Origin of the sequence: Enterovibrio gelatinilyticus (assembly GCF_028683095.1) — a bacterium.
GTDB classification, from domain to species: domain Bacteria; phylum Pseudomonadota; class Gammaproteobacteria; order Enterobacterales; family Vibrionaceae; genus Enterovibrio; species Enterovibrio gelatinilyticus.
Genome location: NZ_JAJUBC010000038.1, coordinates 1 through 14,284 on the forward strand (window position 1 = coordinate 1; position 14,284 = coordinate 14,284).

A 14,284-nucleotide genomic window follows, 5' to 3' on the forward strand; every position below is an offset into this window, starting at 1 on the left:
GCTTTATGTGAAAAACATCACAAAATAGTGCTGTTCGCGCGTTATTCAAGCAGATTGGTGTATTTAGACACAGAAACAGGGATTGCCAGTGTTTTTCCTTCATTATTTCTGTCGGCCCACGTCACAGTTACCTTGTAGACGTTGCCATAGGTTTCTACTATTCCAGCCGCACTTTCATGCGTTAGAGATTTGATGCTAGTTACTGTTACAGTAAAAGGACTACCTTCATCTTGCTCATTTACGCAGTCTTGGATGTTTGCGAACGTTTTTCCGGTACAAATAGATCCCGTTGTGTTGACAGTTTGAAGAAGAGCTAATTGAGATTCAGCAATTAACTTTGCCTCAACGAACATGGCCGCATTGGCCTTTTCAACTTCCATATAGCTATAGAGCTTCAACGTCCCAACGCCGGACAGTGCCACGACTAAAATAGCGATAAGTATCTCGACAAGTGAAAAGCCCTTGTTAGAAATCATGAATACTTCCTTTTAGGAGCATTGGCACTCCACTCGTGCCTGGAGGTTCAGATCCTTCATCATGGCCTGGCTTAAAGGCACCCCGGACAAGAGATACTGAGTTATCTACGTCTAGTAGATAGCTACCAAAGCTTTCGTATGACCCGTTGAAGAAAAAAGGTAATTTCCCCCATTTATCAGAATCGTCTTGATATCCTCCTATAATCTGGGCACAAAGTGCTGACATAGCACCGTTATTACAGAGGATGTGCCCAGTACCATCTGTTTTTTTGTAAGCACCCCACGAATTGGCAATGGCACTTTCTGCGTAATCTACCGTAAATTGGAAAATAGTACCGTTAAACACAAATGCGCCGTTTGCACCTACAACGCCGTTTTTAATAACAACTGTAGGTGGATTATCTACACTACCGGCCCCTGATAGGCCGTTGAGCATACAATCGCCTTCAACCCATATTTTCTTGTTCCCAGATGCAATCAAGCTCTTAATACTTGCTCCACAATCAGAAACTGCGGTTTTAGTTTCGTCTCCAACAGCAGAGCCAGTCGTTAGAGTCACATCATAACCCGATTTTACCTCTTCCCATTTTTCTTTAGGCACATCGAAGAAGTCTTGAAAGACATCGATATTTTCCTGACTAGTTAAAATATCTGAATCAAAGTTATTGGTGACCGGTTCTGTGTTTGCTGGAATATGTGTACTGAAGTTAGAGTGACACTGCTCATTTTCACCTGAAAGCTCAGAAGTAAACTCTGCGGCGCTATTTCCCACATCAATAGTGACATCCCCGCCGGCAATAATCGCTGTACACTCATAAATATCGACGCCATCAGCAGTTGCGACTTTGCTACCTTTTGCCGGTGTCCAAGCATTTCCTCCGTCTATAATCAAGCTCCCAGTTGTCTTGAACGCAGCAGCCGAGGCCCCACCAGATTGAACAACAATATTTGAAGATGCGTAGCCAGATGTAGCGGAGAGGAGCCAAGGGCTCTCTGAACCGATCATGACAATTGAGCTTCCAGTAGAATTTTCACATTCGTCAAATACTGATTCAGAAAAATCGACATCCTTTGGATTAAGTTCTTTTTGCTCAAACACGGCGATTGCGCAATCTAACCCCGCCTTTGCGTTTGCTCGCTGTCTCGTATCCTCGACCAAGTTCTGAGCTTTCTTTATATCTCCCAACCCAGAACTCGCCACAGATACAGAGAACAAAGCGATCACGATTAAGATGCCGCTGACTACAGCGAGTGTTGCCATTCCATTTTGATTATTCATCACTAACCATCCACATTAGGAATTGAAACAGAAAATACAACCGTATCCGTCATGGTTGGGTCTGCTTTTAATGAGGCGGTAATTGATACTTCTACAGATTGAAGCGTGTTCGAACTTCCACCAACCCCTGAGAAACTCGATCTCGTAAAAGAAAGCGTATCAATCACAATTCTTTCGTAAGTCATATCTCGCCAATAACCACTAAGGCCACCACCAGAGCTATCACTACTGCAATTCCAGTTTTCTAATCCTTTCCAATTTTCGTAGATTTCGATAACTTTATTTCCATCAGGATCTGTGCCTAATCGATACCCTTTTGCATCATCTTTTCCATAAGTTGATGCACCTAAACGTTTATCATGGTTGTAAGCAAAACGAATACAAGCGCCTTCGAGCTGTGTAGCGCTGTCATCAATAAGTATTGAAGAATTGCCGCCTGAACTCCCTTCAACAATAAATGGGTTCCCAGAAGTACAGTCATAGCAAAAGCCTGCTCTCGATATTTCGCGCTTCATATTGGCTGCTAACGAATTGATATGAGTGTGCAGAAAGTCGCTCTGAAGTTGTTGGCTTCCCATACTGGTGTTAACAGAAAATAGCGCCATTGATGATGCAAGCACAACGAGGCTAACCGTCATACCGATCATCATTTCAACCAGGGTATAACCCCGAGAAAGATATCCATTCATGATGGGCAAGACTCCCAATCTCCAATCGCGGTATTGCTACACCCTTTTAGGCCAGAGTATTGACGAATCATGACACCTGACTCTTTTCCGGTTTCTGTACCCGACGTCAATTTCACTGTTTTATTGTTAGAAGGAAGTCCGGTCATCGGAGAGAAATGAAAAAGCTTAGACGGGGCGTTTAATTCAGGTTCTTGAACAGATAGCGTTCCTGAGCGGTCAAGGGCAATTTTTTTCAACCCTTCACTATCGGAGCAGTCAAAGTTTGATACGTCTGGCTTTTCACTTAAACCAATACAGCCATCCGCAATCTCAGAAGTGGGTACGTAGTGAACATAAATATGGCGGTGACGCTTCAGCGACTCTGATTGCCCCATTTCAAGTACGGAGAGTAATTGGATTGCTTTATTTTCAACCACAGCGGTTTTATGCGCTGACATATAATTAGGAACAGCAACCGCTGTGACCGCTGCCAACACCGACAGAGTGGTTATCATTTCAATTAGACTCAATCCGCGCTGTCGATTCCATTTACCCACACTGAACATCCAATTATTCCCACACAACTTGTCTGAATGCTAACACAGAGATAATTTATCCCTCTGGTACGTAAGCAAATATCCTGTATGGCGAAACAATTTATGACACTGAGAACTCGAACGTTTCAAACTGGTATGACGTTGATCGAAATATTGGTAGCCGTGGCCATAATCGGTGCTATCGCTGCAATCTCGATTCCTGCCTTCGGACAATATGTAATTAAGTCAGAAAGAAGCCGAGTACAGACAGATCTGTATCAACTGCAAGTTTGGGTTGAACAACAGTACACAATTGGCGGGGCTTATCCTGCCGCAATCAATTGTACAAGTTGTCAGTTATCAGACGAATACACTTTCAGCATCGAGGTAGGAGGCACGGGAAATAATGCCTACAAGTTAAAGGCCACACCAAAGGCAACGTCTAAACAAAAAAATGATACTGATTGCTACACCATGGTCATCAATGCTGGTTCTGAACAATCGAACCAAAACAAAGATGGTGTCGCCCTAAACAATAAATGTTGGATATAAAAAAACCGGCTTTCGCCGGTTTTTCTTTTTCTAAATCTTAGCTTGTCAGGTCATCAAAGAACTTCTTCACGCCATCAAAGAAGCCTTCCGATTTCGGTTTGTGCTTTTTAGCCGCACTACCACCTAAAGAATCTTCAAACTCTTTTAGCAATTCTTTTTGCTTGCTGCTTAGGTTAACAGGCGTTTCCACCACCAGCTTACAAATCAGATCACCCAAACCACCACCGCGAACAGACTGAACGCCTTTACCGCGCATGCGGAACATACGACCAGTTTGAGTTTCAGATGGCACTTTCAAGCTCACACGGCCATCAAGTGTCGGTACTTCAACCTCACCACCCAATGCTGCCATCGTGAAGCTCACCGGTACTTCACAGTAAAGGTTGTTGCCATCACGTGTGAAGATGTGGTGGTCACGGACATGTACTTGAACGTACAAATCCCCCGCTGGTGCACCATATTCTCCCGCTTCACCTTCACCGGTTAGGCGAATACGGTCGCCGGTATCGACGCCTGCTGGGATCTTAACGCTAAGTGTTTTGGTTTTCTGAACACGGCCTTGACCATGACAGCTGTCACATGGGTCTTTGATGATCTTTCCACGACCATGGCAGGTTGGACAGGTTTGCTGAACCGCAAAGAAACCCTGACGCATTTGCACTTGGCCTTGACCATGACATGTGCCACAAGTCTGTGGTGATGTGCCAGGTTTTGCACCACTGCCACTACAAGGGTCGCAGCTTACATAGGTAGGAACATCAATTTCTTTGTTAACACCACGAACAGCTTCTTCGAGGGTAAGTTCCATGTTGTAGCGTAGATCCGCACCACGCTGGGCACGAGTTTGACCGCCACGACGACCACCGCCACCAAAGATGTCACCGAACACGTCGCCAAAGATATCGCTGAAGTCTGCGTTGCCGCCACCAAAACCGCCGCCGCCGCCCATACCGCCTTGTTCAAATGCCGCATGACCATATTGATCGTAAGCTGCACGTTTTTGAGCATCAGTCAGGATTTCGTAAGCAAGTTTAACTTCTTTAAACTTGTCGGTGGCTGATTCATCACCCGGGTTTTTATCTGGGTGATACTTCATCGCCAGGCGTTTGTACGCTTTTTTAATGTCGCGTTCACTGGCGTCACGGCTTACGCCAAGTACTTCATAAAAATCACGTTTTGACATGTTCTACTTGTCACCTGTTTCTATACAAAGCTAATTTATATCGCTTCGCATCATACAACTACGGGCGAAGGAGATCCCTCCTGCGCCCGTGCGAAATAAAACGGCTAATTAGCGGGTTTTATTTTTTGTCGTCTTTAACTTCTTCGAACTCAGCATCAACAACATCGTCGTCTTGCTTCGCTTCAGCACCGGCATCTTGTGATTGAGCTGCTTGAGCTTTTTGCTGTGCAACTTCCATCAACTTCTGAGATGCTGCAATTAGAGCTTGAACTTTCGCATCAATGGCTTCTTTATCTTCGCCTTTGCGCGCTTCTTCTAGCTCGTTGATTGCAGCTTCGATTTTCTCTTTCTCGTCAGCTGGTAGTGCATCGCCTGCTTCTTCAACTTGTTTGCGAGTGCCGTGTACTAGTTGGTCAGCTTGGTTGCGAGCAGTAACAAGTTCTTCAAACTTCTTATCTGCTTCTTTGTTCGCTTCCGCTTCCTGAACCATTTTCTCGATTTCGTCGTCGCTCAGACCACCAGACGCTTGGATAGTGATCTTCTGCTCTTTACCAGAGCTCTTATCTTTAGCAGACACGTGCAGAATACCATCAGCATCCAAATCGAAGGTTACTTCAATTTGTGGCATGCCGCGTGGTGCTGGGTTGATGCCTTCTAGGTTAAATTGACCTAGTGATTTGTTGTAGGTTGATTGCTTACGCTCACCTTGAAGCACGTGGATAGTTACCGCGCTTTGGTTGTCATCAGCCGTTGAGAACACTTGATTCGCTTTTGTAGGAATCGTGGTGTTTTTCTCAATCAACTTAGTCATCACGCCGCCCATGGTTTCAATACCTAGGGACAGTGGAGTCACGTCTAGCAATAGAACGTCTTTAACTTCACCTGACAGTACGCCACCCTGAACCGCTGCACCAACAGCAACTGCTTCGTCTGGGTTCACGTCTTTACGTGGCTCTTTACCAAAGAATTCAGTCACTTTAGCCTGAACCATTGGCATGCGGGTTTGACCACCCACCAAGATAACGTCATTGATGTCGCTAACAGACAGGTCAGCATCAGCAAGAGCAACTTTAAGCGGCTCAAGTGAACGAATAACCAAATCTTCAACCAGTGACTCAAGTTTCGCGCGAGTCACTTTGATGTTCATGTGCTTAGGACCGCTTGCATCTGCTGTTACATACGGCAGGTTAACGTCAGTTTGCTGAGCAGAAGACAGTTCGATTTTCGCTTTCTCTGCTGCTTCTTTAACACGCTGCATTGCAAGTGGATCTTTACGAAGATCGATACCTTGGTCTTTTTTGAACTCGTCAACCAAGTAGTTGATCAGACGGTTATCAAAGTCTTCACCACCGAGGTGAGTATCACCATTGGTTGCTAAAACTTCGAAGGTTTTCTCGCCTTCAACTTCATCAATCTCAATGATAGAGATATCGAAAGTACCACCACCAAGGTCGTATACCGCGATAGTGCGGTCGCCGCCTTCTTTATCCAAACCGTAAGCAAGTGCCGCTGCAGTTGGTTCGTTGATGATACGTTTTACTTCTAGACCTGCGATACGGCCAGCATCTTTCGTTGCTTGACGCTGAGCATCGTTGAAGTAAGCAGGTACAGTGATAACCGCGCCAGTGACTTCCTCACCAAGGAAGTCTTCAGCAGTTTTCTTCATTTTCTTAAGAACTTCAGCCGATACCTGAGGAGCTGCCATTTTTTGGCCTTTCGCTTCTACCCAAGCATCACCGTTGTCAGCCTTAACAATTTTGAAAGGCATGATTTCGATGTCACGTTGAACTTCTTCATCTTCAAAACGACGACCAATCAGTCGCTTGATTGCATAAAGCGTATTTTCTGGGTTGGTTACAGCCTGGCGTTTAGCTGGCTGACCTACCAAAGTTTCACCATCCTGGGTGTACGCGATGATTGATGGCGTTGTGCGATCGCCTTCAGCGTTTTCGATTACGCGTGGCTTGTCACCGTCCAGTACTGCTACACATGAGTTGGTAGTACCCAAGTCGATACCAATGATCTTACCCATTAGGTTTTCTCCGAAATTCGTCTTACGTCTATATTGCGTTACCCCTTATATGGGGGCCGCGGTTTAGGGTTCAACCCTGCACAAGAAAAATTTTAAATTTTCTTTTTTGATGCCCCTTAGATAAGGGCGCATTCTGGGCTTTCAAGGCCCAGACACAAAAAAACCCGCAAAAAGCGGGCTTTTTTTTAATATGAGGCTTATGCCTGTTCGTCAACGTTTCCTGATGCCGCTTTTGACACCATAACCATTGCTGGACGAACAACACGACCATTCAACTCGTAACCTTTTTGCATCACCAACATAACGGTATTCGGCGCGTGCTCTGCACTTTCTTGAATAGACATTGCTTGGTGGAATTCAGGGTTGAAAGGTTCGCCGTGAGGGTTAAGCTCTTTCAAGCCAAACTTCTCTACCGAGCTTTTCATGGTTTGCAACGTCAGCTCCACGCCTTCCAGCATTGGCTTGATGGCTTCGTCTTGCTTATCAGCCATTTCAACCGCACGCTCCATGTTGTCGATAACAGGTAGCAGTTCGTTAGCAAATCGCTCAAGCGCAAACTTACGCGCTTTGTCAATTTCCTGCTCAGTACGACGACGCATGTTCTCAATATCAGCACGAGCACGCAGCACACTGTCTTGCTGTTCTTTCACTTTCTCTTCGCTTGCTTCAAGCGCCGCTTCAAGCTCAGTAATCCGGCTAATCATTGCGTCAGTTTCTGCATCAAGGGCATTTTCGTCTTGTGCTTCAACAGAATTGTTTTGCAACTCTTCGTCCTGGATCTTGTTTTCTTCTTTGTTCATGCTCTCTCCGACACAATACACTGTGTTGAACCCCAAATTTATTAGCATTGGGGCATCAATCTCGACGGTTTTGCTTATTATGGGGATGTATGGCTACGTTTCAAGGTGTCTCTTGAGACGACATACCAAGATTTTACCTTTTGATAGCGATGTTCTGCATGAAGGAGCAGGATTTCATCTAATTATTAGGTATATAATCAAGTCATTAGACAGCGCAGGATCTCTAAGATGTCAAAGCGTTTTAAGACAATTGCTTTGGTTGGTAAGCCGCGAAACCCCGAAGCCGTAGCAACACACGAAAAACTGTATTACTGGCTAACAGAACAAGGCTATCGCACGCTTGTCGATAATCGACTGGATAGTTACATCAATGTGCCAGCCGAAGATTTTCACGACCTTCTCTCGATGGGAGCGAAAGCAGATCTGGCTATCGTCATTGGTGGTGACGGCAATATGCTTGGAGCGGCTCGCGTACTTTCTCGCTTCGATATCTCCGTCATTGGTGTTAACCGTGGCAATCTCGGCTTCCTTACCGATCTCGATCCCGATGACTACGAACTTGCCCTATCAGAGGTCCTTGCAGGAGAATTCGTCGAAGACCCGCGCTTTTTACTTGAAGCTGAAGTGCATCGACATGGGCAGATTAAGAGCCACAATGCCGCGCTCAATGAAGCTGTGCTGCACCCGGGTCAAGTCGCTCATATGATTGAGTTTGAAGTGTACATCGATGATAACTTTGCATTCTCGCAGCGCTCGGATGGCTTAATCATTTCTACGCCTACGGGTTCTACCGCATATAGCTTATCTGGCGGTGGCCCGATTTTATCGCCTAGCCTTGATGCGATTTCGCTGGTACCCATGTTCCCTCATACACTTTCCAGCCGCCCTTTGGTCGTCGATGCCAAACGCCATATTAAATTGGTCGTGTCGCCAGACAATGGAAGCACATTGGAAGTCAGTTGCGATAGCCAAGTCTCACTACCAGTAAATCCTGGGGACGAAGTTCACATCTATCGAAGCCCTTCGTTTTTGAAGCTAATTCACCCTAAAAATTACAATTACTACAAAACGTTGCGGACTAAATTGGGTTGGTCTAGCAAGCTCTTCTGACCCAACAGAGAAGATTAAATTCGGAATTTCCGCATCAAGAGCAGGCCTAGCCTGCTTTTTTTCGTTACCAATATCACAAAATTATCCCTCAACTGGATCCGAACGACTTTACTGTATACAAACACAGTATATACTGTAATTACAAACAGGTGTTTATAGATACAGGTACTCACTCATGCTGGCGCACATCACGATTCAAAACTTTGCCATTGTTAAAGCGTTAGAACTCGACTTCCATTCAGGGATGACCACCATCACGGGTGAAACTGGCGCAGGTAAATCGATAGCCATCGACGCACTTGGCCTTTGTCTCGGTGATCGTGCTGATGCATCCATGGTTCGCCCCGGAGAAGATAAAGCAGAGATCGTGACTCTCTTTCATCTGCAGAACAATCCAGCAGCACGTCGATGGCTTGAAGATAATGAGCTAACTGATGGCGATGAGTGCATTTTGCGCCGAGTGATCACCAAAGAGGGACGCTCTCGAGCCTTCATCAATGGCAGCCCAGTGCCCGCCTCACAACAAAAATCTTTAGGTCAGCACCTGATTAATATTCATGGTCAGCACGCCCACCAACTTTTGATGCGCAATGATTACCAGCTTACTTTGCTCGATCAGTATGCTGGTCATCAACATCTTCTTGTGACCATGCGTCAGCGTTATCAAGAATGGCGAGCGAAGCGCAATGAACTAAAGCAACTTGAGAAAAACAAAGAAGCCTTCGAGGCGCAAAAACAGCTACTCGAATATCAAGTCAGTGAGCTCAATGAGCTTGCATTGGGAGAAACGGAGTACCCTGAACTAGAAGAGGAACACAAACGTTTATCTAACTGCGGCGATATTGCAATTTGTAGCCAAAGCGTGATTCAAGCGCTTAGTGAAGACGAAGACAACAATGCGCTCTCTCTGTTGCAATATGCCCAACAAAAACTGGCTGAATTAACGACGATGGATAGCCAGTTCACACCGCTTATGCAGATGTTGGACGAAGCTTGCATTCAAGTTCAAGAAACCAGCCATGAGATCACCAGCTATATGGATAGACTGGATATGGATCCTGCACGTTTGAACTATCTAGACGATCGCATGGCAACCATTATGCGTTTGTCTCGTAAACATCAGGTGCTACCTGAAGCACTCTATGATGCTCATCAAGCATTGATATCCGAATTGGACTCACTCAATGACAGTGACAATCACATTGAACAGCTCACACAAGACGTTGAATTGAAACATCAGGCTTGTCTCGCTTCCGCAGAGAAACTCAGTAAGAGCCGTAAGCGATACGCTAAAGAATTGGATAAGCTTATTTCTGCGAGTATGCACGAACTTAGCATGCAACATGGCAAATTCCATATTGCCCTTAACAGCCAACCGGAGAGTCACCTCTCGCCAATGGGGGTAGATAGCATCGAGTTTTTGGTCTCCACTAACCCAGGCCAACCTATGCAAGCATTAGGAAAAGTCGCATCTGGTGGTGAACTGTCACGTATCTCGCTAGCCATTCAAGTGATTACCGCTCAAAAAGTGGATACACCAAGTTTGATTTTCGATGAAGTCGACGTTGGCATCAGCGGCCCAACAGCAGCCATTGTAGGGAAACTGCTCCGCAGACTTGGCGAGTCCACGCAAGTTATGTGTGTCACCCACTTACCGCAGGTTGCAGGTTGCGGTCATCAGCAAATGTTTGTTACCAAAACGAGCGAGAAAGGAACCACCTCCACCAACATGATACTGCTTGATATCTCTGCACGGGTGCATGAGCTAGCTCGTTTACTCGGTGGTAGTGAAATAACAGAACACACGCTGGCAAATGCCAAAGAGTTGTTAGTGGCTGCATAGTGTTTATCTGAAAAGAAACTTTTTTCAAATAGCACGGTCGAACAACCAAGTTGAGAGAAGAGTTTTTTACTTCTCTCACTCGCTTGTTTATCATCGTCCCCTATTTTGGAAATGAAGTAAGAAGTCATGCATTGGAAACACGTCGTTGCGGTCACTCTTGTCCTAGCCAGCCTTTCAGGCTGCTCTTGGGTTAACAAGCTGGTTTACCGTATAGATATCAATCAGGGAAACTACATCGACCAAAGTTCTGTTGAAGAACTGAAATTTGGCATGACCAAAGAACAGGTCAAATTCTTACTCGGTCCACCCATGTTGGTCGAATCAGGTTATCCAAACACTTGGTACTTCGTTCAATGGCTGAAACCTGGCCATTCAGAGCCTGAGCAAAAAGAATTGATACTCTCTTTCGATGACAGTGGTCAGTTAATCGGCATGAAAGGTGACTTTGAAGCCGGTACAAGTTTCTTTGAAGCGATTCGATAATCAAATAACAAAAAACCCGCAATCGCGGGTTTTTTTATATCTAATCTAACGCCGTCATCCGCCGTCTGCCTCAACTTAACTTAGGACTTAAAGACGAAAGCGCATCGCCTACTTCAACATTTTCTCAAGCTGCTCTTTGTTGGTATGACGAATATCTTTACCTTTAACAAAGTAGATAATGTACTCACAGATATTCTGGCAGCGATCACCCACTCGCTCGATGGCGCGTGCAGACCACATCACCTTGAGCACATTAGGTATTGAGCGCGGATCTTCCATCATATAGGTCATCAACTGACGAATGATCGCTTCATACTCTTTATCCAAATGATCATCGCTGTGATACACCTTCATCGCTGCATCAACGTCCATGCGTGCGAACGCATCCAGCACATCATGAAGCATACGCGCGGCTTTGTGGCCTAAGTTTTCTAGCGAAACAAGAAACGGTTGCTGATGGTTCGAGAAATTATCCAGTGCCATTTTCGCAATGCTATCGGCTACATCACCAATACGCTCAAGATCAGTAATCGTCTTGATAATAGCAATCACCAACCGCAGATCACCCGCGGTGGGCTGACGCTTCGCGATGATTCGCGTACAGGCTTCATCGATCGCCACTTCCATCGAATTCACTTTGTGATCTTCTCGGATAACCTGTTTGGCAAGCTCGACATCTTGATAATGCATAGCACGAAGTGCGTCTGTCAGCTGTCTTTCAACCAAACCACCCATCGCAAGAACATGCGTACGAATGGATTCCAGTTCAGCATTAAACTGGCCCGATATATGTCGACTGAAATTATGATTGTCCATCAGGTCCGAATCCTTTAGCCGTAACGGCCAGTGATATAGTCTTCAGTTTGCTTACTTTTCGGCGTCGTGAAGAGTGTGTCTGTATCTGCGTATTCTACCAGTTTACCTAAGTTAATAAATGCCGTCTGATCCGAGACACGCGCCGCTTGCTGCATATTGTGAGTGACGATGACTACAGTATATTTGCGCTTTAAATCGTTTATCAGTTCTTCAATGGTTAACGTAGAAATCGGGTCTAGCGCCGAGGTGGGTTCATCCAACAACAAGACCTCAGGCTCAATCGCAATCGCGCGAGCAATGACAAGGCGCTGTTGCTGACCGCCAGACAAACCAAACGCATTGTCTTGAAGCCTGTCTTTCACTTCATCCCAGAGGGCTGCCGCTCGAAGCGAGCGCTCGACTGCATCATCTAGGGTTCTAACATTCTTGACTCCCTGCAATCGAAGGCCGTAAATCACGTTTTCATATATCGATTTTGGAAACGGATTTGGACGTTGAAATACCATGCCAACTTTTCGGCGTAGCGCTGGTACATCAATAGCTTCGTCATAAACGTTCGTACCATGTAGCAAAATTTCGCCATTTACACGGCATCCGTCCACGAGATCATTCATGCGGTTGATACAGCGAAGAAGTGTCGATTTACCGCACCCCGAAGGACCGATAAATGCGGTCACTTTTCCCTTTGGAATACGCATATTGATATCGAACAATGCCTGCGTATTGCCGTAATACAAATCGAGATTTTGGATGACCAGCGCGGTCTGCTCATCAGAGAGTGATGACAAGTCAATTGGCCCAGGTAGTCCGATATTGGCATTGATGGATATCATGTCGTTGATTGTTCCTTTCGGGATCCTACAGTTCTTGTTCGAGCGCGCGGTATTTTTCACGAAGATGATTACGAATAGAGATTGCCGCGAGGTTTAAGCTCACTATCACAGTAACCAAAAGCAGAGACGTTGCATATACCAAGGGACGTGCCGCTTCGATATTTGGGCTTTGGAAGCCGACATCATAAACATGATATCCCAAGTGCATAAACTTCCGATCCAAATGCAGAAACGGAAAATTACCATCCAAAGGAAGGCTTGGCGCGACTTTCACCACCCCGACCAACATCAAGGGAGCCACTTCGCCCGCGGCCCTTGCAATCGCAAGAATTAACCCTGTCATGATCGCTGGGCTTGCCATAGGCAAAACGATTCGCCACAAAGTCTCAGCTTGCGTCGCTCCCAATGCCATCGACCCATGACGAACCGAGAGAGGAATTCGCGTCAAGCCCTCTTCCGTCGATACAATCACAACAGGGAGCGTTAAAATTGCCAAAGTTAATGATGACCAAAGTAGCCCCGGCGTACCAAATGTTGGGTTAGGTAGCGTATCCGAATAAAAAAGGTCGTCGATATTTCCGCCGACAAAGTAAACAAAAAAACCAAGCCCAAAAACGCCATATACTATAGACGGGACACCGGCCAAATTGACCACTGCAATCCGAACGAGGCGAGTAAACGCATTCTTTCCCGCATATTCATGAAGATATACAGCAGCTAGCACCCCAAGAGGCGTCACCATTATCGACATCAATAGCACCATTAGCACAGTGCCAAATATAGCGGGGAACACACCACCTTCAGAGTTCGCTTCTCGTGGGTTCTCAGTCACAAACCGTAGAATTTGATGCGCCCACTGAAAGAGCTTTTCGGGCCCACTCATTGCATTGGGATACCACATGGCTAAAACATTATTTAGCGGGACTTTCACCGAATTGCCGTTGCGGTCTTTTACCAATAAATAATCCAGCGCGTGAGCAGTGCGTAGCGTCATTAAAGACGTCTCCAACGCATCATAACGCTGAGTCAGTATCGCAATTTCATCAGACACGAATTGAGGAATAGATTGGTCCGCTTTTTGATAGGACTGGGCTTCCGTTTTTATCGCATTTAGCTGTCGATTTACCTTCTCTATCTCACTGTATTCCAGTGTTGAAATCGCAGTTCGCTGTTGTTCGGCGACATCTATCTTTTCTTCATAGAAGGCAGGGCTTACATCCCTGTCGACAATCGCTCCATTTTCCATGAAGCCAACAGGAATACCAAAGAACACGCCATGTTCAGTGCGTTCAATGACGGCAATATCAGCACGAAGTGTTTGAGATAAAATGTTTTGTTCGAGCACAGAAACAAAGTCATGAGCCTCACGCTCACGATTTGCAATTTTTATCAAAAGTCGATTTTGGTCGAGTTCAAATTCTGGACTAACGTCAACGCCTGCTTCTTGCAACTGGAGAGATGACACAGACTCAATGCCATAGATCTCGCCAAACAGGGTCTCTTCACCCTGCAGTGTTTTTACTTGGAATTCATATACTGGCGCTGGCCAAAAATAGGCTAACCCTTTCCAGCCGATCAAAAGCATCACACCCAATACCGCGACCAAGCACAAACTGACCATGCCTGCGGTCATCCACACCCAAGGCGAACTGCTGTTCAATCGCTTAAACATC

The 14,284-nt window shown here is 45.8% G+C and carries 14 protein-coding genes; 4 read left to right on the plus strand and 10 right to left on the minus strand.

Annotated elements, in window-relative coordinates; all coding sequences use genetic code 11:
• Nucleotides 1–41: 41 nt before the first annotated feature.
• Genes LRP50_RS22730 through LRP50_RS22745 form a run of 4 tightly spaced genes read right to left on the minus strand, consistent with a single transcriptional unit; the run spans nucleotide 42 to nucleotide 2,989 of the window.
• The gene (locus tag LRP50_RS22730) at nucleotides 42–476 is read right to left on the minus strand and encodes a type IV pilus modification PilV family protein (RefSeq protein ID WP_274166707.1); all 435 of its coding nucleotides are present in this window, start codon (nucleotides 474–476) and stop codon (nucleotides 42–44) included.
• Nucleotides 466–1,755 (minus strand): hypothetical protein, encoded by a 1,290-nt coding sequence (locus tag LRP50_RS22735; RefSeq protein WP_274166708.1) that lies wholly within the window; start codon nucleotides 1,753–1,755, stop codon nucleotides 466–468. The genes LRP50_RS22730 and LRP50_RS22735 overlap by 11 nt, the downstream gene beginning before the upstream one ends.
• 2 nt (nucleotides 1,756–1,757) lie before the next feature.
• On the minus strand, nucleotides 1,758–2,444 hold the full coding sequence (locus tag LRP50_RS22740) for a PilW family protein (protein WP_274166709.1): 687 nt from the start codon (nucleotides 2,442–2,444) through the stop codon (nucleotides 1,758–1,760).
• Entirely contained in the window at nucleotides 2,441–2,989 is a 549-nt protein-coding gene (locus LRP50_RS22745) for a pilus assembly FimT family protein (protein WP_274166710.1), read from the minus strand. Before LRP50_RS22745 ends, LRP50_RS22740 begins: the two co-directional genes overlap by 4 nt.
• Before the next feature lie 78 nt (nucleotides 2,990–3,067).
• On the opposite strand from LRP50_RS22745, the gene LRP50_RS22750 reads away from it, so the two are divergent.
• A complete protein-coding gene (locus LRP50_RS22750; RefSeq protein WP_274166711.1) occupies nucleotides 3,068–3,511 on the plus strand; it encodes a type IV pilin protein in 444 nt (147 codons plus the stop codon).
• Between the two features lie 37 nt (nucleotides 3,512–3,548).
• Here LRP50_RS22750 and dnaJ read toward each other — a convergent pair whose 3' ends face one another.
• The 3 genes from dnaJ to grpE all read right to left on the minus strand — a co-directional run bounded on the left by dnaJ (nucleotide 3,549) and on the right by grpE (nucleotide 7,526).
• On the minus strand, nucleotides 3,549–4,694 hold the full coding sequence (gene dnaJ, locus LRP50_RS22755) for a molecular chaperone DnaJ (RefSeq protein ID WP_274166712.1): 1,146 nt from the start codon (nucleotides 4,692–4,694) through the stop codon (nucleotides 3,549–3,551).
• A gap of 118 nt (nucleotides 4,695–4,812) precedes the next feature.
• Nucleotides 4,813–6,726 (minus strand): molecular chaperone DnaK, encoded by a 1,914-nt coding sequence (dnaK, locus tag LRP50_RS22760; RefSeq protein ID WP_274166713.1) that lies wholly within the window; start codon nucleotides 6,724–6,726, stop codon nucleotides 4,813–4,815.
• Nucleotides 6,727–6,923: 197 nt separating this feature from the next.
• A complete protein-coding gene (gene grpE / locus LRP50_RS22765; protein WP_274166714.1) occupies nucleotides 6,924–7,526 on the minus strand; it encodes a nucleotide exchange factor GrpE in 603 nt (200 codons plus the stop codon).
• A 228-nt stretch (nucleotides 7,527–7,754) separates the two neighbouring features.
• Here grpE and nadK point away from each other — a divergent pair, with 228 nt between their 5' ends.
• The 3 genes from nadK (at nucleotide 7,755) to bamE (ending at nucleotide 10,962) form a co-directional block, all read left to right on the plus strand.
• A complete protein-coding gene (nadK, locus tag LRP50_RS22770; protein WP_274166715.1) occupies nucleotides 7,755–8,636 on the plus strand; it encodes an NAD(+) kinase in 882 nt (293 codons plus the stop codon).
• Between the two features lie 175 nt (nucleotides 8,637–8,811).
• Nucleotides 8,812–10,479, plus strand: a complete 1,668-nt coding sequence (recN, locus tag LRP50_RS22775) for a DNA repair protein RecN (RefSeq protein ID WP_274166716.1) — start codon at nucleotides 8,812–8,814, stop codon at nucleotides 10,477–10,479.
• 126 nt (nucleotides 10,480–10,605) lie between these two features.
• Entirely contained in the window at nucleotides 10,606–10,962 is a 357-nt protein-coding gene (bamE, locus tag LRP50_RS22780; protein WP_274166717.1) for an outer membrane protein assembly factor BamE, read from the plus strand.
• 108 nt (nucleotides 10,963–11,070) lie between these two features.
• Here the strand turns inward: bamE and phoU are convergent, their stop codons facing one another.
• The 3 genes from phoU to pstA are packed head-to-tail and all read right to left on the minus strand — an operon-like array spanning nucleotide 11,071 to nucleotide 14,283.
• Entirely contained in the window at nucleotides 11,071–11,778 is a 708-nt protein-coding gene (phoU, locus tag LRP50_RS22785; protein ID WP_028024592.1) for a phosphate signaling complex protein PhoU, read from the minus strand.
• A 14-nt stretch (nucleotides 11,779–11,792) separates the two neighbouring features.
• Entirely contained in the window at nucleotides 11,793–12,611 is an 819-nt protein-coding gene (gene pstB, locus LRP50_RS22790) for a phosphate ABC transporter ATP-binding protein PstB (RefSeq protein ID WP_274166718.1), read from the minus strand.
• A gap of 25 nt (nucleotides 12,612–12,636) precedes the next feature.
• Complete coding sequence (pstA, locus tag LRP50_RS22795) at nucleotides 12,637–14,283, minus strand: phosphate ABC transporter permease PstA (RefSeq protein ID WP_274166719.1); 1,647 nt, start codon at nucleotides 14,281–14,283, stop codon at nucleotides 12,637–12,639.
• Between the last annotated feature and the right edge of the window lies 1 nt (nucleotide 14,284).

Coding starts and splice junctions, on each gene's coding strand:
- grpE (WP_274166714.1), bottom strand. CDS start 7,526: ATGAACAAAGAAGAAAACAAGATCCAGGACGAAGAGTTGCAAAACAAT.
- bamE (WP_274166717.1), top strand. CDS start 10,606: ATGCATTGGAAACACGTCGTTGCGGTCACTCTTGTCCTAGCCAGCCTT.
- LRP50_RS22730 (WP_274166707.1), bottom strand. CDS start 476: ATGATTTCTAACAAGGGCTTTTCACTTGTCGAGATACTTATCGCTATT.
- dnaJ (WP_274166712.1), bottom strand. CDS start 4,694: ATGTCAAAACGTGATTTTTATGAAGTACTTGGCGTAAGCCGTGACGCC.
- pstA (WP_274166719.1), bottom strand. CDS start 14,283: ATGTTTAAGCGATTGAACAGCAGTTCGCCTTGGGTGTGGATGACCGCA.
- nadK (WP_274166715.1), top strand. CDS start 7,755: ATGTCAAAGCGTTTTAAGACAATTGCTTTGGTTGGTAAGCCGCGAAAC.
- LRP50_RS22750 (WP_274166711.1), top strand. CDS start 3,068: ATGGCGAAACAATTTATGACACTGAGAACTCGAACGTTTCAAACTGGT.
- dnaK (WP_274166713.1), bottom strand. CDS start 6,726: ATGGGTAAGATCATTGGTATCGACTTGGGTACTACCAACTCATGTGTA.
- pstB (WP_274166718.1), bottom strand. CDS start 12,611: ATGATATCCATCAATGCCAATATCGGACTACCTGGGCCAATTGACTTG.
- LRP50_RS22745 (WP_274166710.1), bottom strand. CDS start 2,989: ATGTTCAGTGTGGGTAAATGGAATCGACAGCGCGGATTGAGTCTAATT.
- phoU (WP_028024592.1), bottom strand. CDS start 11,778: ATGGACAATCATAATTTCAGTCGACATATATCGGGCCAGTTTAATGCT.
- recN (WP_274166716.1), top strand. CDS start 8,812: ATGCTGGCGCACATCACGATTCAAAACTTTGCCATTGTTAAAGCGTTA.
- LRP50_RS22735 (WP_274166708.1), bottom strand. CDS start 1,755: ATGAATAATCAAAATGGAATGGCAACACTCGCTGTAGTCAGCGGCATC.
- LRP50_RS22740 (WP_274166709.1), bottom strand. CDS start 2,444: ATGAATGGATATCTTTCTCGGGGTTATACCCTGGTTGAAATGATGATC.